Origin of the sequence: Labrys okinawensis (assembly GCF_047345005.1) — a bacterium.
GTDB classification, from domain to species: Bacteria; Pseudomonadota; Alphaproteobacteria; order Rhizobiales; family Labraceae; genus Labrys; species Labrys okinawensis.
Map to the genome: position 1 here is coordinate 1,430,304 of NZ_CP178864.1, position 20,555 is coordinate 1,450,858.

Annotated in this window: 17 protein-coding genes; 12 read left to right on the top strand and 5 right to left on the bottom strand. The window is 64.7% G+C overall.

Translation table 11 applies throughout. The features are described 5' to 3' along the window. Window positions 1–24: 24 nt before the first annotated feature. The 11 genes from ACMDCR_RS06860 to ACMDCR_RS06910 all read left to right on the top strand — a co-directional run bounded on the left by ACMDCR_RS06860 (window position 25) and on the right by ACMDCR_RS06910 (window position 13,769). On the top strand, window positions 25–420 hold the full coding sequence (locus ACMDCR_RS06860; RefSeq protein WP_413991806.1) for a RidA family protein: 396 nt from the start codon (window positions 25–27) through the stop codon (window positions 418–420). 129 nt (window positions 421–549) lie between these two features. Then, entirely contained in the window at window positions 550–1,662 is a 1,113-nt protein-coding gene (locus ACMDCR_RS06865; protein WP_413991807.1) for an ABC transporter ATP-binding protein, read from the top strand. 9 nt (window positions 1,663–1,671) lie between these two features. After that, window positions 1,672–2,538 (top strand): ABC transporter permease, encoded by an 867-nt coding sequence (locus ACMDCR_RS06870; RefSeq protein WP_413991808.1) that lies wholly within the window; start codon window positions 1,672–1,674, stop codon window positions 2,536–2,538. Next, complete coding sequence (locus tag ACMDCR_RS06875; protein ID WP_413991809.1) at window positions 2,538–3,404, top strand: ABC transporter permease; 867 nt, start codon at window positions 2,538–2,540, stop codon at window positions 3,402–3,404. The genes ACMDCR_RS06870 and ACMDCR_RS06875 overlap by 1 nt, the downstream gene beginning before the upstream one ends. A 13-nt stretch (window positions 3,405–3,417) precedes the next feature. Next, window positions 3,418–5,058: a GMC family oxidoreductase gene (locus ACMDCR_RS06880; protein WP_413991810.1), complete on the top strand. Its 1,641-nt coding sequence runs from the start codon at window positions 3,418–3,420 to the stop codon at window positions 5,056–5,058. Window positions 5,059–5,155: 97 nt separating this feature from the next. Further along, a complete protein-coding gene (locus tag ACMDCR_RS06885) occupies window positions 5,156–7,081 on the top strand; it encodes a caspase family protein (RefSeq protein ID WP_413991811.1) in 1,926 nt (641 codons plus the stop codon). 50 nt (window positions 7,082–7,131) lie between these two features. After that, window positions 7,132–7,707, top strand: a complete 576-nt coding sequence (locus ACMDCR_RS06890; RefSeq protein WP_413991812.1) for a GNAT family N-acetyltransferase — start codon at window positions 7,132–7,134, stop codon at window positions 7,705–7,707. 182 nt (window positions 7,708–7,889) lie between these two features. Then, a complete protein-coding gene (locus ACMDCR_RS06895) occupies window positions 7,890–8,330 on the top strand; it encodes a MerR family transcriptional regulator (RefSeq protein WP_413991813.1) in 441 nt (146 codons plus the stop codon). A gap of 29 nt (window positions 8,331–8,359) precedes the next feature. After that, window positions 8,360–10,138: an acyl-CoA dehydrogenase C-terminal domain-containing protein gene (locus ACMDCR_RS06900; protein WP_413991814.1), complete on the top strand. Its 1,779-nt coding sequence runs from the start codon at window positions 8,360–8,362 to the stop codon at window positions 10,136–10,138. Window positions 10,139–10,258: 120 nt separating this feature from the next. Beyond that, window positions 10,259–11,467 carry an acetyl-CoA C-acetyltransferase gene (locus ACMDCR_RS06905; RefSeq protein WP_413991815.1) on the top strand — a complete coding sequence of 403 codons (1,209 nt, stop codon included), beginning with the start codon at window positions 10,259–10,261 and terminating at the stop codon, window positions 11,465–11,467. A 91-nt stretch (window positions 11,468–11,558) separates the two neighbouring features. After that, entirely contained in the window at window positions 11,559–13,769 is a 2,211-nt protein-coding gene (locus ACMDCR_RS06910; RefSeq protein WP_413991816.1) for an FAD-dependent oxidoreductase, read from the top strand. An 89-nt stretch (window positions 13,770–13,858) separates the two neighbouring features. On the opposite strand, the gene ACMDCR_RS06915 is transcribed toward ACMDCR_RS06910, so the two are convergent. Together ACMDCR_RS06915 and ACMDCR_RS06920 are read right to left on the bottom strand one after the other, a co-directional pair. Next, a complete protein-coding gene (locus ACMDCR_RS06915) occupies window positions 13,859–14,863 on the bottom strand; it encodes a quinone-dependent dihydroorotate dehydrogenase (RefSeq protein WP_413991817.1) in 1,005 nt (334 codons plus the stop codon). Beyond that, entirely contained in the window at window positions 14,860–15,204 is a 345-nt protein-coding gene (locus tag ACMDCR_RS06920; protein WP_413991818.1) for a DUF952 domain-containing protein, read from the bottom strand. The genes ACMDCR_RS06915 and ACMDCR_RS06920 overlap by 4 nt, the downstream gene beginning before the upstream one ends. A gap of 248 nt (window positions 15,205–15,452) precedes the next feature. Between ACMDCR_RS06920 and ACMDCR_RS06925 the strand changes: the two genes are divergently transcribed. Further along, a complete protein-coding gene (locus tag ACMDCR_RS06925) occupies window positions 15,453–17,675 on the top strand; it encodes a transglycosylase domain-containing protein (protein WP_413991819.1) in 2,223 nt (740 codons plus the stop codon). An 84-nt stretch (window positions 17,676–17,759) separates the two neighbouring features. Here ACMDCR_RS06925 and ACMDCR_RS06930 read toward each other — a convergent pair whose 3' ends face one another. The 3 genes from ACMDCR_RS06930 to rsmI all read right to left on the bottom strand — a co-directional run bounded on the left by ACMDCR_RS06930 (window position 17,760) and on the right by rsmI (window position 20,519). Next, window positions 17,760–18,962: an MFS transporter gene (locus ACMDCR_RS06930; protein ID WP_413991820.1), complete on the bottom strand. Its 1,203-nt coding sequence runs from the start codon at window positions 18,960–18,962 to the stop codon at window positions 17,760–17,762. Between the two features lie 161 nt (window positions 18,963–19,123). Beyond that, entirely contained in the window at window positions 19,124–19,495 is a 372-nt protein-coding gene (locus ACMDCR_RS06935; protein ID WP_413991821.1) for a YraN family protein, read from the bottom strand. A gap of 100 nt (window positions 19,496–19,595) precedes the next feature. Continuing rightward, the gene (gene rsmI / locus ACMDCR_RS06940) at window positions 19,596–20,519 is read right to left on the bottom strand and encodes a 16S rRNA (cytidine(1402)-2'-O)-methyltransferase (RefSeq protein ID WP_413991822.1); all 924 of its coding nucleotides are present in this window, start codon (window positions 20,517–20,519) and stop codon (window positions 19,596–19,598) included. Between the last annotated feature and the right edge of the window lie 36 nt (window positions 20,520–20,555).

The window sequence follows — 20,555 nt, forward strand, 5'->3', positions numbered from 1 at the left end:
GTCGAATGAGCGGAGACCAGACGAATGACGATCGAAAGCATCAATCCCGACACTCTTCCCCTCCCGAAAAACTACGCTCAAGTCGTCGTCGCGAAGGGTACAAAGTTGATATTCGTTTCCGGCCAGGAACCGGAGGACATAAATGGCGATCCCGTCGGTCGAGGTGACTTGGCAGCCCAGGCGCGCCAGGTGTTCGACAATATCGGCCGGGCGCTCTCGGCGGCGGGAGCCCGCAAGGACCAGGTTGCCAAGATCACATTCTATGTCGCCAACTACAAACGTGATGACTTGCCGATATTGGAGGAGGCTCGAATAGCGTTCTTCGGGGACCACAAGACAGCCGATGTCGTGCTGGGAGTCCAGGCCCTGTCCCATCCGGACTACCTGATCGAGATCGATGCGTTTGCCGTGGTGGACTAGTGATGGAGCGATGGGCCACCGCGAGCCGAGCGCCATCGCCCGAACAGCCGTGACGAACGACGGGCGTGCACTTTTTTCTACCAAGTAGCAGAGGCCGAACAGGCCCTTTCTCATCCTCCGGCGGTGTCCATGAATTTCGATCTCGAATGCCGTGATCTCGTCAAGACCTATGGCAGTTTCAGAGCCGTCGACGGCATATCGGTGCAGATCCCCCAGGGCAGCTTCTTCTCGATGCTCGGGCCCTCGGGCTGCGGCAAGACCACGGCGCTGCGCCTGGTTGCCGGCTTCGGCGAGCCCACCTCCGGCGACATCCTGATCAAGGGCAAGTCCGTGCTGAAGACGCCGCCGAACAAGCGGCCCGTCAACATGGTGTTCCAGCACCTCGCCCTCTTCCCGATGATGAGCGTCGCCGAGAATATCGGCTATGGCCTGCGCCGGCGCGGCATGGCGCGGGAGGATATCGCCAAGCGCGTCGCCGATATTCTGGCGCGCGTGGACCTGCCCAATGCCGGCGACAAGCGCATCGACCAATTGTCGGGCGGCCAGAAGCAGCGCATCGCCATCGCCCGCTGCATGGTGCTCGATCCCACCGTGCTGCTGCTCGATGAACCGCTTGGCGCGCTCGATCTCAAGCTGCGCGAACATATGAAGGTCGAGCTGAAGCAACTCCAGCACCAGTTCGGCACCACCTTTATCTACATCACCCACGACCAGTCGGAGGCGCTGGTGATGTCCGACCAGGTGGCGGTGATGAACCAGGGCCGATTCGAGCAGGTCGGCTCGCCGCAGGAACTCTATTTCAACCCGAAGTCCGCCTTCGTTGCGGGCTTCGTCGGCGATTCCAACCGCTGGGCCGGCAAGGCCGTTTCGGCGGGCGGGCAAGCCGTGACGGTGGAGCGGGCCGATGGCGGGGCGCTCAATGCCGTCGCCGGAGACAACCACACGATCGCCGGCGGGGAGGCCGTCGAGGTCTTCGTGCGCCCGGAGGAGATCTCCATCGAGCCGGCCGGTGCAACGCCGCTGCCCGGCAATGGCACCAATGAGATCCGGGGCGAGGTCGAGAGCTTCCTGTTCAACGGCGCGATGAGCCGCGTGCTCGTGAAGTGCGGGGCGGGAGCGCCGGTCTCGGTGGCCTTCGCCCATGACAGCGGTATCGGCAATTTCACCGTAGGACAGCCGGTTTCGCTGCGCTTTCCACCTGGCAAGAGCCGCTGCTTCAGCCAGAACGCCGGTCGGGCTTGAGGAACTGACATGATCAGTTCAAGCCGCCGCCTCACCTTTTTCCTCTTGCTGACGCCCTTCGTGCTGTGGATCGGGCTGCTGATCATCATCCCGCATATCGACCTCCTCTATTTGTCGCTGCAGGAGAAGATATCGCCGCGGGTCTACCGTACGAGTCTTGCCAACTACCAGGATTTCTTCGGCGAATGGGCCTATGTATGGACGCTGATCCGCACCATCACGATGTCCGTGCTCGCCACCTTCCTCACGCTCGTCATTGCCTTTCCCGTGGCCTATTACATCGCCAAGATTGTGCATGGGCGTTCGCGGACCATCCTGTTCCTGACCTGCCTCCTACCCTTCTGGGTCAGCGAGATCGTGCGCGTGTTTGGCTGGATGCTGATCCTGCGCGAGACGGGGTTGCTCTCCAATCTCCTGCAGTTCCTGGGGCTCACCTCCGGGCCGGTCGAGTTCCTCTACAATGACGTGGCGATGATGATCGGCCTCGTTTACACCTCGATGCTGTTCATGGTGGTGCCGCTGATCTCGGCCATCGACAGCCTCGACAATTCCTATATCGAGGCGGGCTACGATCTCGGCGGCAACGGCTTCACCGTGCTGCGGGAAATCGTCATCCCGCATGCCATGCCCGGCATCGTGGCAGGCTCGGTGATCGTCTTCATGCTCAGCCTCGGCAATTATCTCACGCCCACCCAGATGGGCGGCAAGAGCGGGCTTTGGTTCACCGCCCACATCTACTCGCAGTTCATCACCCGCTTCAACTGGGAGGCGGGCTCCGCCTTCGGCTTCATCCTGCTTGCCTGTTCGAGCGCCGTGGTCTGGCTGGCGCTGAAACTCAGCGGCCAGTCGCTCTCCTCGACGCTCGGGAGGCAGTGATGCTGGCTTCCCTGCCCCGCAGCCCCTTCGCCCGCGGCGTCTACAACGCCTATGTCGCCCTGTTCATCGTCTATCTGGCGCTGCCGCTCCTGGTCGTCGCGGTCTTCGCCTTCAACAATTCGATGTATCCCTCGCTGCCCTGGAAGGGGTTCACGCTGACCTGGTTCTTCGGCACCAAGGATCCGATGCTGGGCCTGTTCAACGATCCCAATGTCTGGAGGGGCATGGGCAATTCGCTGATCGTGGCTGTATGTACGACCACGCTGGCCCTGCTGGTCGGCACGACAACCTCGTTCCTGTTCGAGCGCTACGAGTTTCCAGGCAAGAAATTCTGCCACCTGCTGATGCTCGCCCCGCTGGTCATCCCCGGCGTCATCCTGGGCATCTCGATCCTGGCCTTTTCGAGCGGCATCGCCAACCGGCTTGACGATGCCTTCGATGTCGAGATCGATTGGCTGAGGCCCGGCCTCTTCCTGGTCATCCTCGGCCAGTTCTCCTTCATTGCCACGGTGGCGACGCTGGTGATCTCTGCCCGCCTGCGCAAGTTCGACCGTTCGCTGGAGGAAGCCGCCCATGACCTCGGCGCCACGCCCTGGGAGGTGCTCAGGACGATTACACTGCCCTATCTCAGGCCGGCGCTGATCGGCTCGGGCATCATCTCCTTCCTGATGTCTTTCGAGAATTTCAACACCACGCTGATGCTGGTGGGATCGGATCCGCCGCTGACCATCACCATGTTCGACCGCATGAAGGAAGGCTCGACGCCGCTCCTCAACGCCGTTTCGCTCTTCCTGATGCTGTCATCGGCAACGCTTGGCCTGATCAGCATCCTGGCCCAGCGCGACCGCAGCGCAGCCCCGCAATGAGTTTCATACTGTCATGAGCGAATATGACTACATCGTCGTCGGTGCGGGCTCGGCAGGCTGCGTCGTTGCCGCTCGACTCAGCGAGAGCGGGCGCTACAAGGTGCTGCTGCTCGAGGCCGGGCCGTCAGATCGTCGCTTCTGGATCCAGACGCCGATCGGCTACGGCAGAACTTTCTACGACCCCGAAGTCAACTGGATGTACCAGACCGAGGCCGAGCCGAACCTGAACGGACGCACCGTCTACCAGCCGCGCGGCAAGGTGCTGGGTGGCTCGAGCTCGATCAACGCCATGGTATATTCACGCGGCAGCGCCGGCGACTTCGACGGCTGGGAGGCGATGGGCAATCCCGGCTGGGGCTGGCGCGATGTGCTGCCGGCCTATCGCCGCCTGGAGGATCATGCCCTCGGCGCCGGCCCCTGGCATGGCGCAGGCGGACCGCTTCATGTCAGCACCATCGCCTCGACGGCCCACCCCCTGACCGCCATTTTCATCAAGGCGGCACAGGAGACAGGGCTGCCCTTTACCGGCGACCTCAATGGCGAGAGCATCGAGGGCGTCGGCTATTATCAGATAAACACGACCATCACCGGCTACCGCGCGTCCACGTCGCGGGCCTATCTCTGGCCGGCCAAGGGACGGGAGAACCTGCGCATCGAGACCGGCGCGCTGGCGACGAAGCTCTTGTTCGAGGGCCGCCGCTGTATCGGTGTTAGCTACCAGCAGAAGGGCCGCACCATCGAGGCGCGCGCCGGACGCGAAGTCATCCTCAGCGGTGGCGCGATCAACTCGCCCCAATTGCTGCAGCTCTCCGGCGTCGGGCCGGCCGACATCCTGCGCTCCGCCGGTGTCGAGCCGCTTCATGAATTGCCGGCGGTGGGCGCCAATCTGCAGGATCATCTGTGTTATGACCATGTCTACCGCTCACGCCTGCCGACGCTCAACCAGGTCTTGGGCCCACTGATGGCGCGCCTGCGTGTCGGCCTGCAATATGTGATGCGCAGCACCGGGCCGCTGGCCCTCAGCGTCAACCAGGGCGGCGGCTTCATTCGCACGAAGCCGGACCTGCCGGCGCCCGACATGCAGCTCTATTTCTCGCCGCTGAGCTATGAACGCGCCGTGCCGGGCGTGCGAGCCTTGACCAAGCCCGATCTTTTCCCCGGGTTCTCCACCAGCATCTCGCCCTGCCATCCGACGAGCCGGGGTTATCTGGCTATCCGCTCGGCCGATCCGACCGCGGCGCCATTGATCCACCCCAATTACCTCGCCACCGAGCATGATGTCGCCGACATGCTGACAGGCGCCAGGATCCTCAGAGGCCTTGCAAGGACGCATTCCTTCCGCAACCTGATCGTCGAAGAGAAAAAGCCCGGCATTGCCGTTGAGAGCGATGAGGAGCTTGTCGCCGACATCCGGGCGCGCGCCTATTCGGTGTTCCACCCCTGCGGCAGTTGCGCCATGGGGCCGGATGCGCGCAAGGCAGCCGTCGATCCTCGCCTGCGCGTGCATGGCCTCATGGGCCTGCGTGTCATAGACGCGTCGATATTCCCCGCTATCACGTCGGGCAACACCAATGCACCGGCCATCATGGTGGGCGAAAAAGGCGCCGACCTGGTGCTGGAGGATGCCGGCCAGTCGGCGGAGGTAGCCCTGTAGCATTGACGGCCGGGGCGGCTCCTCTGTTTCCTTCGATACTGCGACGGTGGCCAATCCAGCGGAGTTTTCGCGCCGGTCGGCTGAGGAGAAAGCAGTGATGACCTATCCTGTCCGGCATTGGATCGTGGCCATCGGATTGGTCATCCTGTCCCTGGCCTCGAATCCTACTGCGGCTCTCGCCGACAAACGGGTGGCGCTGGTGATCGGCAATTCGGCCTATCAGAACACCGTCAAGCTGCCCAATCCGCGCAACGATGCCAGCGATGTCGCCAATGCGCTCAAGGGTGTCGGTTTCGAGGTCATCGAGGGCTACGATCTCGACAGGCGCGGCATGGACGATGCCTTTCGCCGCTTCGCCCATGAGGCTGCCGGCGCCGATGCGGCGCTGTTCTATTATGGCGGCCATGGCATGCAGTATCAGGGCGCCAACTATCTGATGCCCGTCGATGCCAAGCTGACGGGTGTCGAAGATATCGCCTATGAAATGTCGCGGGTGGACGATGTCCTGTCCGACCTTCAGCGCGCCTCGGGCGTCCGCATCGTGATGCTCGATGCCTGCCGCGACAATCCACTGGCTCAAGAGGTGCTCTCCAAGGCGGCACCCACCCGCTCCCTCGGCGCCAGCCGCGGTCTGGCCCGCATCCAGCAGACGGCCGGCACGATAATCGCCTATTCGACGCAGCCGGGTGCCGTGGCGGCCGATGGCGGAGGGCGCAACAGCCCCTTCGCCGCGGCCTTGCTCGGCGAGGTCGACAAGCCGAATGTCGAAATCGGCGCGATGTTCCGCCGAGTGGCGGCCGAGGTCTACAAAGCCACCGACGAGCGCCAATTGCCGGAGGTGACCATCTCGCTGCTCGGCGATTTCTATTTCGTCGGCAATGCGCCGCCAGTGGCGCCCACTCCGCAGCTGCCGACACCCGATCCCGCCGCGCCCACCGTGCCTGATTCGCAAGCGCAGGCCGCGGTCGATGGCTGCGACAGGCTGGCGGCTTCGTCCCTCGACATGGATCGCCCCTCGGGCGTCCCCGGCATCGAGCGCGACCAGATCCAGCCCAAGCTCGCCATCGACGCCTGCCGCGCCGCGCTTGCCGCCGCCCCGAATGACCGCCGCGTGCAGTTCCAGCTCGCCCGGGCGCTCGATGTGGCCGGCGAGGAAACGGAGGCACGCGATCTTCTCACCCGCTCGAGCGCCGCCGGCTCGATATCCGCCATGTCGGATCTCGCCTTTATGCTGGAAAAGGGGGATGGCGGGCCGAAGGATCTGCCACAGGCCATGGCGCTGTTCGACAAGGCCGCCGCCGCGGGCAATGTCGTCGCCATGCGCAATGTCGGCATCGAATACGAGAATGGGACCGGCCGCTCCCGCGATGCCGTGCAAGCCGCCAAATGGTACCAGAAGGCCGCCGATACCGGCGATCCGCAGGCCATGGGCTTCCTTGCGGTGCTCTATCTCCAGGGCACCGGCGTGCCCAAGAATGCCGGCATGGCTCGGCAATGGATCGACAGGCTGCTTCAGACCGAGCACACGCAAACCATCCTGCGCGTCGGCTATGTATTGCTTGGCCAGACCGGCGCGGTGAAGGATTTCGCCACTGCCCGCAGCCTGTTCCAGCGTGCAGCCGAACTTGGCAACAGCGACGGCAATGTCATGCTGGCCAACATGGCCGCCAACGGCCTCGGCGGCCCGCGCGACTTCAACAAGGCTGTCGGCCTGTTCGAGAAGGCGGCGGCCATCGGCAACATCAACGCCAAGGCAAGCCTGATGCCCTTCCTGATGTACGGCATGGGCGGCGCCAAGTTCGATCCGGGGCTTGCCGCCGATTACGGATTGGAGGCCCTGCATGGCGGGTCGCCGGTGGCCCGCACCTTCCTGATCGACAAATGGCAGGCCAACCTGACCCCGCCGACGCGGGAAGCGGTGGAACAGCGCCTTGCCCGGGCGGGCCTGCTCGACCGCAAGCCGGATGGACGCTACGGGTCGGACACGCTGGCGGCGCTGCAGAGCTACATCCTGACGAAATGATGCGTTCTTTTGGCAGGATATCGCGTCGGCAGGGAAGCGGCTATGATGCAATGATGCTGGGACCCACGCTCGAAACACCACGCCTGCTCCTGAGACCGCCGCAACCGGACGATCTCGACCCCTGGGCGAGAATGCTGGCAGATCCCGTCACCACCCGTTTCCTCAGCGGCCCCAAGCAGCGCTCGGAGGCCTGGCGCATCCTCACCCTGATGACGGGTGCCTGGATCACCCGGGGTTTCAGTACCTTCTCGGTAGTCGAGAAGGCCTCGGGCCTGTGCATCGGCCGCGCCGGCCCCTGGCAGCCCGAAGGCTGGCCGGGCACCGAGATCGGCTGGGTGCTCGACCGCTCGGTCTGGGGCCGGGGTTATGCCACCGAGGCGGCGGGGCGCTGCATCGCCTGGGCCTATGAGGAACTCGACTGGCAGGAGGTCGTCCACGTCATCGACCCCGCCAATGCCGCGTCCATCGCCGTGGCGCACAAGCTGGGTTCGGAGCGCTGGGGCAAGACAAGGCTGCCGGCGCCTTTCGCCGGGGCAACAGTCGATCTCTATGGGCAGAAGCGCCCGGCGATAGCGGCGTCTCAACCGGCTCTCGAGACCATTCCGATGCAATGCGGCAAGACATGATCTTCAAATTCAAGTGGGCCGCCGCCAGGCCGCTCGGCGCCGAGCTATCCGGTGGGATCGCCGGGCGCGCGTGAACGAGGGTTCCCATCGATCCTATTTAACAGCATTAACTTTTTGCACCTGTATTGACGTTGACGTAAACTGTCGCTATTTCCTCTCCAACAGCAAGGGAGAGGCGTTCGATGACATTGAGCGAGTCGACTTTCCGGGAGGAGAATGCTGAAGTGCAGGCGGAGGTTCCGCGTAAGGCGCTCTTCACCATCCACGAACTCGTAGAGGAGTTCGACATCACGTCCCGCACGTTACGCTTCTATGAGGAGAAGGGTCTCCTCAATCCCACGCGCCGGGGCCTCGACCGCATCTATTCGCGCCGCGACCGCGCCCGCCTCAAGCTCGTGCTGATGGGCAAGAGCGTCGGCTTCTCGCTCGAGGATGTCCGCCACATGCTCGATCTCTACGATCTCGGAGATGGCCAGGCCACGCAGCTGCGCGTCGCCCTCCAGCGCTTCGAGGAAAAGCTCGCCGAGCTCGATCGCAAGCGGCGCGACCTCGACCATGCCCATGTCGAGCTGAGCCATGCCCGCGACGTGGTGAAAAGCCGCCTTGCGCGCCAGGAAAAGTAATTTTGATTCCGATTTCAAGGGAGTGAGCCATGCCTGTCTACAGGGCTCCGGTGGAGGACGCGATGTTCCTCCTCAACGATGTGCTCGACATCAACAAATACAATAATCTGCCCGGCTTTGAAGACGTTTCGCCCGACACCGTCGCCGCCATTCTCGGCGAAGGCGCCAAGCTCTGCGAGGAAGTGCTGCAGCCCCTCAATGCCAGCGGTGACCGCGAGGGTTGCCATCGCGCAACCGATGGTACGGTAACCACACCCGACGGTTTTAAGCCGGCTTACGAATCCTATCGCGCCGGCGGCTGGGTCGGGCTGCCCGCGCCTGTGGAATATGGTGGCCTCGGCCTGCCTGCCGTCCTGAATTCGGTGATGCAGGAATTCGTTTCCGGCGCCAATCTTGCCTTCGGCATGTATCCCGGCCTCACCCAGGGAGCCATCGCGGCGCTGCTGGAGCATGGTTCCGAGGCGCAGAAGAGCGCCTATCTGCCGAAGATGATTTCAGGCGAATGGACCGGCACCATGAACCTCACGGAGCCCCATTGCGGCACCGATCTCGGCCTCATCCGAACCAAGGCCGTGCCCAACGGCGACGGTTCCCACAAGATCTCCGGCCAGAAGATCTTCATCTCGGCCGGCGAGCACGACCTTGCCGACAATATCGTGCATCTGGTGCTGGCCCGCATCGAGGGGGCGCCGGCCGGCACCAAAGGCATCTCGCTGTTCGTGTGCCCGAAATATCTCGTCAGGGAGGACGGTTCGCTGGGCGAACGCAATTCGGTCTCCTGCGGCAAGATCGAGGAGAAGATGGGCATTCATGCCAATGCCACCTGCGTGATGAACTATGAGGAGGCCTCCGGCTTCCTTATCGGCGAGGAGAACAAAGGCCTCGCCGCCATGTTCGTGATGATGAATGAAGCGCGCCTCGCCGTCGGCGTGCAGGGTCTCGCAATGGGCGAGGTCTCCTACCAGAACGCCGCCAGCTATGCCCGCGAGCGCCTGCAGGGCCGGGCGCTGAGTGGTGCCAAGGAAGCGAACAAGCCCGCCGATCCGATCATCGTGCATCCGGACGTGCGCCGCACCTTGATGACAGCCCGCGCCCTCAATGAAGGTGGGCGCGCGTTGGCGCTGGTCACCGCGCTGCAGGCCGATATCCATCGCCGATCGCCGGATGCTGCCGCACGCCAGGCCGCGGATGACCGTCTCGGCTTGCTGACGCCGATCATCAAGGCGATCCTCACCGAGAATGGTCTGCAGAATGCGATCAATAGCCAGCAAATGTTCGGCGGTCACGGCTATATCGCCGAGGTCGGCGTCGAGCAGTTCGTGCGCGACGCCCGCATCACCCTGATCTATGAGGGCGCCAACGGTATCCAGGCGCTCGACCTCGTGGGCCGCAAGCTGCCGCGTGATGGCGGCCGGGCCATGATGGCCTATCTGGGCGAACTCAACGGCTTCCTGAAGGCCAATGAGGCGGACGAGGCGCTGAAGCCCTATGTTGCGCCGCTCAAGGCCTCGGCCGGCCATCTCCAGCAGGCTACCATGTGGCTGATGCAGAACGCCCTCGCCAAGCCCGACAATGCCGGCGCGGCCTCGACCGATTATCTCCAGCTCTTCGGCCTGGTTGCGATGGGCTATATGTGGGCGCAGATGGCCAGGGCGGCTTTGGCCAAGGGCGACGACTCCTTCGCGAGAAACAAGCTCGTCACCGCGAAATTCTTCGCCGACCGGCTGCTGCCGGAGACGGGCCTGCGCCTGGCCCGCGTGACCGCCGGGGCAGGGGATGTGATGGCCCTGCCGGCCGAGGCATTTTAGCTGGGAGCGCGGACGTCCCTACGACACTCAAGTGAGTGTCGGACGTTCCGCTCTTCCTGTCCAATGAGCGTGTCGTTTCCAAGAGCGGACGAGGACGTCCGCGCTCCCAGGGGTACCCCAATGACCGAAGCCTTCATCTATGACGCGGTGCGCACCCCGCGCGGGCGGGGCAAGCCCGACGGCGCCCTGCATGAGGTCACCAGCCTGTCGCTCGCCAGCCAGACGCTGCGCGCGGTGGCGGAGCGCAACAGCCTGCCCGAAAACGCGGTCGAGGATGTCATCCTCGGCTGTGTCGATCCGGTCGGCGAGGCAGGCGGCGACATTGCCCGTATCGCCGCCCTCCATGCAGGGCTCGGCGAGAAGGTGCCGGGCGTGCAGATCAACCGCTTCTGCGCCTCCGGCCTCGACGCCGTGAACCTTGCCACCGGCCAGATCGCCAGCGGACAGAAGGATCTCGTCGCCGCGGGCGGCGTCGAGAGCATGTCGCGGGTGGGAATGATGGCCTCGGGCGGCGCCTGGGCGCTCGACCCTTCCAGCGCCGTGCCGACCTGGTTCATGCCGCAGGGCATCTCGGCCGATCTGATCGCCACCAAATATGGCTTCTCGCGTGCCGATGTCGACGCCTATGCCGTCGAATCGCAGCGCCGCACCGCGCAGGCCTGGGACGAGGGACGCTTCGCCGGGTCCGTGGTGCCGGTGAAGGACGTCAATGGCCTGACCATCCTGGCGAAGGACGAGCATATGCGCCCGTCGACTACCATGCAGACCCTGGCCGCGCTCAATGCCTCCTTCATCCAGATGGGCGAGATGGGCGGCTTCGACGCGGTGGCGGTGCAGTCGCATCCCGAAGTCGAGAGGGTCGAGCATGTCCATCACGCCGGCAATTCCTCCGGCATCGTCGACGGCGCCTCCGCGGTGCTGATCGGTTCGGCCGAAGCGGGCAAAAGATTTGGACTCAAGCCACGCGCCAGGCTCAGGGCGGCCGCCTCGATCGGCTCCGACACCGCCCTGATGCTTACCGGCCCGGTGGATGTCACCCGGCTCATCTTCCAGAAGGCGGGCATGAACAAGGACGATATCGACCTCTTCGAGATCAACGAGGCCTTCTCCTCGGTGGTGCTGCGGTACATGCAGGCCTTCGACCTCGATCCCGCCAAAGTCAACCCCTGCGGCGGCGCCATCGCCATGGGCCATCCGCTCGGCGCCACCGGCGCGATGATCCTCGGCACAGCGCTCGACGAACTCGAACGCACCGGCAAGTCGACAGCCCTGGTGACGCTTTGCGTCGCCGCCGGCATGGGCGCCGCCACCATCATCGAGCGGGTGTGATCGGGGGGCGGGTCTTCAGACCCGCCTTTTCCTGCTGCGCCGCGTTTCCGCCGGGTCTGAAGACCCGCACCCCACTTCCTGGGAGCCCCCAATGGACCTCGCCAATTTCCGCTTCGATGTCGACGCCGACGGTATCGCCCTCGCCACCTGGGACATGCCCGGCCGCTCGATGAACGTCATTACCGTTGAGGTGATGAACGAACTCGAGGAGATCCTCGCCAAGGTTGCGGGCGATACCGGCATCAAGGGCTGCGTGATCGCCTCAGGCAAGGAGGCTTTCTCGGGCGGTGCCGATCTCACCATGCTGGAGGGGCTGGGGCGGCGTTACCATGAGGCCCGCGAGGCGCTTGGTGAAGAGAAGGCGATGGAGACCTTCTTCGCCGAAAGCCGGTACCTGTCGCAGCTCTACCGTCGGATCGAAACCTCGGGTAAGCCGTTCGCGGCCGTGATCAACGGTGTCTGTCTCGGCGGTGCCTTCGAGCTGACGCTGGCCTGCCATTACCGCATCGGCGCCTCGGACAATGACAGGGCCCGGGTCGGCCTGCCCGAGGTCAAGGTCGGCCTGTTTCCGGGGGCGGGCGGCACCACCCGCGTCTCGCGCCTGATGAAGCCCGACCAGGCTCTGCAGATGCTGCTCAAGGGTGACCAGTTGCGCATTTCGCAGGCCCACAAGATGGGCCTCCTGCATGCCGTCGCGCCTCGGGACGAACTGATTGCCAAGGCCAAGGAATGGATCAAGGCCGGTGGCTCGCCCAAGGCCCCATGGGATGTCGAAGGTTTTCGCCTGCCTGGCGGCCTGGTCTATTCCAAGGCCGGCATGATGGTATTCCCGCCGGCCAACGCGCTCTATCGCCGCGAGACCTACGACAATTATCCCGCAGCCCGCGCCATCCTGCAGAGCGTCTACGAGGGCCTGCAACTGCCCTTCGACCGGGCGCTGACGGTGGAATCGCGCTATTTTGCCCATGTGCTGCGCTCACCCGAGGCGGCCGCGATGATCCGCAGCCTGTTCGTCTCGATGCAGGATCTCAACAAGGGCGCCCGCCGCCCCGCAATGCCGCCGAGCCAGCTCAAGCGCGTCGGTGTCGTCGGTGCCGGCTTCATGGGCGCCGGCATCGCCTATGTCTCGGCGTTGGCTGGCCTCGAAGTCGTGCTTGTTGACCGCGACCAGGAGGCGGCCGACAAGGGAAAGGCCCATTCGGAGAGCCTGATCACCGGCCAGATCAGGAAGGGTCGCGCCACCATGGCCGAGCGCGATGCCTTGCTTGGCCGCATCACGGCGACCCCCGACTACAAGGCGCTGGCCGGCGTCGATCTCGTTATCGAGGCGGTGTTCGAGGACCGGGCGGTCAAGGCCGAGGTGATCGAGAAGGTGCAAGCGGTGATCGCCCCCGATGCGATCTTTGCCTCGAATACCTCGACGTTGCCGATTTCCTCCCTCGCCGCCAACGCGGCGCGACCGGAACAGTTCATCGGCGTGCATTTCTTCTCGCCGGTCGAGAAGATGCTGCTGGTCGAAGTGATCAGGGGCGAAAAGACCGGCGACAAGGCCATCGCCATGGCGCTCGACTTCGTGCGCGCCATCCGCAAGACGCCGATCCTGGTCAATGACGGGCGCGGCTTCTTCGCCAATCGCTGCGTGCTCTATTATATGCGCGAGGGTCATCTCATGCTCGCGGAGGGCGTGCCGCCGGCTATGATCGAGAATGTCGCCCGCGCCGCCGGCATGCCCGTGGGCCCGCTTTCGCTCAACGACGAGGTCGCAATCGATCTCGCCTGGAAAATCCTGCAGGCCACCAAGAAAGATCTCGGCGAGGGCGCTGTCGACCCCGCCCAGGAGAAGCTGCTCGACACCCTCCTCAACAAGGAGGGAAGGCAGGGCCGCAAGAACGGCAAGGGCTTCTACGACTATCCTGCCGTCGGCCCGAAGCGCCTGTGGCCAGGCCTTGCCGACCTGCAGCCGGTGAAGCTCGATCCCGACACCATCGACATCCCAACGCTGAAGCATCGCTTCCTGGTGGTGCAGGCGCTGGAGGCCGCCCGAACGGTAGAGGACGGCATCATCACCGACATGCGCGAGGCCGATGTCGGCTCCATCCTCGGCTTCGGATTTGCGCCGTTCACGGGCGGCGCACTTTCCTACATCGACGGCATGGGCACCAAGGCCTTCGTGGCGTTGTGCGACAGGCTGGCGGCTGCCTATGGCGAGCGCTTCGAGCCGAACAGGTTGCTGCGCGAGATGGCGGCGAAGGATGAGCGCTTCTACCAGAGGTTCAAGCCGGAGGCTAGGAAGGCAGCATAATCCTGGGATCGCAGGCATCCCTGCCTGCTCTCTCTCCAACAAGCGATTCGTTTCCAAGAGCAGGCAGGGATGCCTGCGGTCCCAGGGAGTTACCCCAACCCCCGCTTGATCTCGCTCACCAGTCCGGGGCCCTTGTAGACCAGGCTGGAATAGAGCTGCACCAGCGTGGCGCCGGCCTCGATCTTGGCCTTCGCAGTCCGCACCGAGTGCACGCCGCCAACGCCGATCAGCGGGAATCTGCCCGCTACGCGCTTGGCTGTTTCTGCCAGCACCCGGGTGGAGAGCTCGAAAAGCGGAGCGCCGGAGAGGCCTCCGGCTTCGGCGGCGAGCGCCTTCTCCTTCAGGCTTTCGGGCCTGGAGATCGTGGTGTTGGAGACGATCATGCCGTCCAGACCATGCGCCAGCGCCCGGTCGACGATATCGTCGAGCTCGGCCATGGTCACGTCCGGTGCGATCTTCAGGAGGAGCGGGCGGCGAGGCCCGTTGGCTGCGACGGTGTCGCGCGTTTCCACCACGCGGGCAAGGAGCTCGTCCAGCGCCTCGCGCTTCTGCAGATCGCGCAGGCCCGGCGTGTTTGGGGAGGAGACGTTCAGCGTGAAATAGGAGGCGACGGGCGCGAAGGCCACGATGCCGGCGGCATAGTCGGCCGCCTTGTCCTCGCTGTCCTTGTTGGCGCCGACATTGACGCCGAGGATGCCCTTGCTCTTCCTTGCCCGGAGTCGCGCCAGCACGGCGGCGTGCCCCTGATTGTTGAAGCCGAAGCGGTTGATCACGCCCTCGTCGGCCGGCAGGCGGAACAGGCGCGGGCGCGGATTGCCCTCCTGCGGGCGCGGGGTGACGCTGCCGATTTCGACGAAGCCGAAGCCGAGGCGGAACAGCGGATCGACCACCTCGGCATTCTTGTCGAAGCCGGCGGCCACGCCGACGCGGTTGGGAAAGTTGAGGCCGAAAGCCTTGGCCCCAAGCGAAGAGGGATCGGCGGGCGGGGGTGGAATTGGCAGGCCGCGCAGGGCCGCAAGCGTGCGCTCATGCGCCAGCTCCGGATCCATGCGCAAGAGCAGGGGGCGGATGAGGGAATAGGCGGTGCCGATCATGGCAGCTCCGCCGGAAAGAGGTGGCTGCCGCCTTCATCGAGGGGGAGTGGCCTGATCCAGAGGATATGGTCGAGCGGCAGGCTGGCATAGAGATGGGGAAACAGGGCGCCGCCGCGCGAAACCTCCCATCTAAGGGCCTCGCCGAGCCTCTCGGCCTCGACCGCCGCCAGAAGGAGATCAGGCTGGCCGGCGAAATGCCTTGCGGCCGTCTCACGCACTGTACCGGCGTCGGAGAAATGGATATAGCCGTCCTTGAGGTCGATCGGCGCGCCCTCGAACCGGCCGACGGCTTCAGCCTCCTGCCATTGTTGCGCCGTCATGATTTTATAGATCGTGGTCATCGGTCCCTCTCTGTCCCGGGCTTCCTACAGGGCGGGGGTAGCGCTGTCTGCACCGTTTTTCCATGGCTGCACGCCATGGTTGGTGGTATCCGCCATGACAATGACGGATTGACGCCTTGTTTGCGCCGCTGGCGCAGCCGAAAGCAAAGTGGTTGGGCGCACCGGTAGCTCTTGCTTAACCCGAAGCGCCTAGAACTGGTTGTATTTCGTGAGTTTGGAAGGCAGGTATGGCGCAGGGGCAGCGGCGCATGATTGAACGGGTTGAGCCGCGTTTCGAGCCGGAAAAGGGCGATGAGCCCGGTCCGGTCGGTGACGATTTCCGCGTTACCCGAGAAGATCGTCCTGCGCCCGCGCCCCTGGAGCAGCGCGACCGTGCGCCGGTTCGTGCCAAGAGCGTGCGCGCCAAGGGTGGGGGATGGAGCCTGTTCGGTGGCTCGTCGTCCGGCCGTGGTGATTCGCCGTCCCGCCGTGGTGGTGGCGGTGGTTCAGGCGGCAGGGGCCGTCGTCCAAGGCGCCGGCGCTCGATGCTGTTCCGCCTGGTGTACTGGTGCTTCGTGCTGTGTGTGTGGTGCGTCCTCGGCGCCGGCGGCGTCGTGGCCTGGTATGTCGCGCACCTGCCGCCCTATCAGGATCTCTCCGTTCCGCCGCGCGCGCCCAATGTGCAGATCGTCTCGGCCGATGGCGCCACCCTGGCCAATCGCGGTGACATGGGCGGTGCCGCCATCTCGATCAAGGATCTGCCCCCTTACGTGCCCCAGGCCTTCGTGGCGATCGAGGACAAGCGCTTCTATTCCCATTTCGGCGTCGATCCCCTCGGCATCGGGCGTGCGCTGTTCATTTATGCCACCACGCATCACGCCACCCAGGGCGGTTCCACCCTGACCCAGCAATTGGCCAAGAACCTCTTCCTGACGCCCGAGCGCAGCATCGGGCGCAAGATCCAGGAGGCCTATCTGGCGCTTTGGCTGGAGCGCAAATACACCAAGGATCAGATCCTTGAGATGTATATCAACCGCGTCTACTTCGGCGCCAATTCCTATGGCATCGAGGCTGCCTCGCAGCGTTATTTCAACAAGCCGGCCAAGAATCTCACCATCATGGAAGCCGCCACGCTGGCGGGCCTGATGAAGGCGCCGTCCTCGCTGGCGCCGAACAAGAACCCCAAGGGCGCGCATGACCGTGCCGTGCTCGTCCTCGACGCCATGGTCGACAACAAGGTGATCACGGCCCGGCAGGAGAAGGATGCGCTGGCCTCGCCGCTGAAGATCTCGAAATTTGCCTCCCAGTCCTCGGGCAACTATCCCGCAGACTGGATCTACGGCCTGCTCGACGATCTCATCGGCCCGCCCGATTCCGACATCGTGGTGGAGACCACCGTCGATTCCAGGCTGCAGACCACCGCCGAGCAATCGCTGCGCCAGGCGCTCGACAAGTCCGGCGCCAAGCTCAGGGTATCGCAGGGCGCGCTGGTGGCAATGGATCCCGACGGCGCCGTGCGCGCCATGGTCGGTGGCCGTAACTATGGCGACAGCCAGTTCAACCGCGTGATCTCGGCCTATCGCCAGCCGGGTTCGACCTTCAAGCCCTTCGTCTACCTCGCTGCACTGGAGAACGGCAATACGCCCGACACGGTGCGTGACGACGCGCCGGTGAGCCTCGCCGGCTGGAGCCCCGAGGACTTCTCCAAGGAATATCGCGGCCCGGTCTCGCTGACCACGGCGCTCGCACTCTCGCTCAACACCGTGGCGGTAAGGCTCTGCGCCGAAGTCGGGCCGAAAGCGGTGGTCAATGTGGCGCACCGCCTTGGCATCGTCTCCAACCTCGAGCCCAATCCCTCGATCGCCCTCGGCACGTCGGAGGTCACGCCGATCGAGATCACCTCCGCCTATGCCACCTTCGCCAATGGCGGGCATCTGGTGATCCCCTATGTCGTCAAGCGTATCAAGACGGTCAAGGGCAAGGTGCTCTACCAGCGCCCGGCGCCGATGAGCGCCACGGTGATCGATCCGGACAAGGTCGGCATGATGAATTCGATGATGAGCCAGACGCTCACCATCGGCACGGCCCGCAAGTCTGCCCTGCCGGGCTGGCAGGCGGCCGGCAAGAGCGGCACCAGCCAGAATTATCGCGATGCCTGGTTCATCGGCTTCACCAGCCACATGGTCACCTCGGTCTGGGTCGGCAACGACGACGGCACCTCGACCAAGCGCATCACCGGCGGCGCCCTCCCGGCGGAGATCTGGAACAGCTTCATGCGCGTGGCGCACAAGGGCATTCCGCCGACCTCGCTGCCCGGCAAGCCCTGGGTCCACCAGGAACCCCAGGAAGACCAGGTCATCGCTGCCCAGCCCCAGGTGGACGGCGCGCCTGACGACCAGCCCGTGGCGATGGAGCCTGTGACGACGGCCGAAGCGCCCCGTTCGACCGGCCGGCCGATCGCCGACTGGCTGAGCCGCGTGCTGAGCCGGTAAAATGGAGTGGCGGTCTCCGGCCGCCATTCTTGAATTGTCGCGCTGCAGGGTGGAAAGATGGCGGTCGGAGACCGCCACTCCAATTCACGCCTTCTTCCCCGTCGCCAGCCACACCGTAATCCCCAGGCCCAGCAATGTCGCGACCGCCCCGAACAGGAAGGGCGTCGCCTCGCTAAACAGGCTGGAGATCCAGCCCGCGGCAGGGCCGGTGATGCCGAGCGAGACGTCCAGGAACATCGAATATAGGCCCAGTGCGGAGCCGCGATTGGCTGTAGGCACCCGGCGCACCGCCTCGACGCCGATAGCCGGGAAGACCAGGCTGAAGCCGAGGCCCGTCACAGCCGCCCCGACGATCCCTATCATCGGGCCGATGGCGCCCCAGACCACGACGAGCCCAGCCACCTGAACCACCAGCGAGATGATCGCCACGGGAAAGCCGCCGCGGCGGTTGATCGTATCGGCGAAGCTGAGGCGGCAAGCGATGAAGGCGAGGCCGAAGGCGCTGAGCGCATAGGCTGCACCATCCCACTGGCGCGCGGCATAGAACAAGGTGACGAAGGTTGTGATGGTACCGAAACCGGCCGTTGCCAGGGCCAGGGCGGTGCCGTGCGGCAGCACGCGTAACAGCACCGAGCGAAAGCTGAGAAGGTTGTCGCGGGCCGTCATCGCCGTGGCTGGCTTCGGCAAGGCGAGCGCGAAGCCGACGACGGCCAGCACCATTACGGCAATCCCGATTCCGGCGAAGCCAAAGAGGCCCGTGATCGCCACGCCCGCCGGCGCCCCCACGGCCAGTGCACCATAGGTGGAGACGCCGTTCCAGGCGATGATGCGGGCCGTCTTATCCGGCCCGACCCGCCCGATCGCCCAGGCGATGGCGCCGGTGCCGATCAGGCTCTCGCAGATGCCGAGGGAGAGGCGGCTCGCCAGCAACAGGCCGAGCGCCAGGGCCGGCACGCCTTCGCACAAGGCCGAGGCGAACAGCAGGGCGCCGCTGCCGAAAGCGGCATAAAGACCCCAGATCACCGTGAGCTTGGGGCCCCTTGTGTCGGCGATCTGGCCCACCCGCGCCCTTGTGAGCACGGTGGCGATATATTGGATCGAGATGGCAAAGCCGGCCATCACGGTGGAATAGCCCAGCGTGATGTGCACATAGGTCGGCAAGACCGCCAGCGGCAGGCCGATGCTCAGGAAGCCGATAAAGGTGATGAAGACGGTTGCAATTATCTGGGCATTGTCGCCACGTTCCTCCTGCTTGGAAAGGACGGCGGCTAGCGGCTCGGACGACACGGAAAAGTCCTTCGGGAAAACGGCACGGTGCTGCCATCGCTTCAGCGAAGTCGCGGGGCGGCGGGAAATTTGGAAGTTTTTTATGGGCTGACTTTAGGCCCGTAAATCGGTTCAGCCAAGGCCGATCTGGAGCTATTTGCGAGGCGTTGTGGCCGGCCTGTTCAGCCAATATCGATTTCGAAACTGTTGATGATATGCATCGGCCAATGTCCGGGCGCCACATAGATGGCGTCGAAACGCTGGGTGAGGGCCATGTGCTCGGGATGGCGCGAAAGCCAGGCGCGGGCGGCGCTGGCGATGCGTCTTTGCTGGGCCGGCGTGACCGACTCGAGCGCCGCGGCAAGGCTGGCGCGCGCCTTCACCTCGACGAAGACCAGTGTGCCACCCTTGAGGGCGACGAGGTCGATCTCGCCGCCCGGCACCTTGAAGCGGCGGGCAAGGATGCGGTAGAATTTCAGGCGCAGCAGCCAGGCGGCCTTTGCCTCGCCGCCGTGCCCATATCGGAAGGCTGCCTGGCGTTCGAGCTTGCTCACCGGCGCGCCATACCTTCGGATTGAATCGCGAAGAATCGCAAAATGCCTCGATTCCAATGAGTTAAGCTGGCAGATCGTCTCGTCCCGAACACATCTTGCTTTAGATCCTGCTGCGGCGCTCCGAGGCCATTTCGACGGCGCGGGCATAGACGTCGCGCTTGGGCAAGCCCAGCCTCGCCGAGACCGCGGCGGCGGCATCCTTCACCGAGAGCGTATCGAGCGCGGCTGCCAGCGAGGCCTCGACGTCGTCGGCGCTGGCGGGTTCCTCCACCGGCGGGCCGACCACCACGACAATTTCGCCCCTCGGCTCGTCGGCGATGGCGAAATCGGTGGCGAGCGAGACCAGCGTGCCGCGATAGACGGTCTCGAAGGCCTTGGTGAGCTCGCGCGCCACGGTGGCGGCCCTGTCGCCCAGCGCGGTGGCCATTGCAGCCAGGCTGTCGGCAAGGCGAGGTCCGCTTTCGTAGAAGATCAGAGTCGCCGGAATCGATTTGAGTTCGGCGAGGCGATTGGACCGGGCGCCATCCTTGTTGGGCAGGAAGCCTTCGAAGAAGAAGCGGTCCGTCGGGAGGCCCGCGACGGTAAGGGCGGCCAGTGCCGCCGAAGGGCCGGGAGCCGAATAGACAGGCACGCCGGCCTCCACCGCCTCGCGCACCAGCTTGAAGCCGGGATCGGAAACCATTGGCGTGCCGGCATCGGAGACGAGGGCGACGCCCTGTCCGTTGGCCAGCCTCTCCAGGATCTGCGGGCGCACGCGCGGCGCGTTGTGGTCGTTATAGGCCAGCAACTGGGCGTCCATGCCATAGTGGTTGGTGAGGCGGGCGGTAACGCGCGTATCCTCGCAAACGATGAGATCGGCGGCGGCCAGCGTCGTCAGGGCCCGTAGGGTGATGTCGCTCAAATTGCCGATCGGCGTCGCCACCACATGCAGCCCGGGCAGCAGGGAAGGCGCGGTCAGGCGTTGGCCGTGCAGAAGATAGCTATGCATGATGCCAGTGATGGAGGGGGAAAAATCTGGGCGCATGGGGTCCCACCTTTACCGGCAGCGAGTCGCGATGTG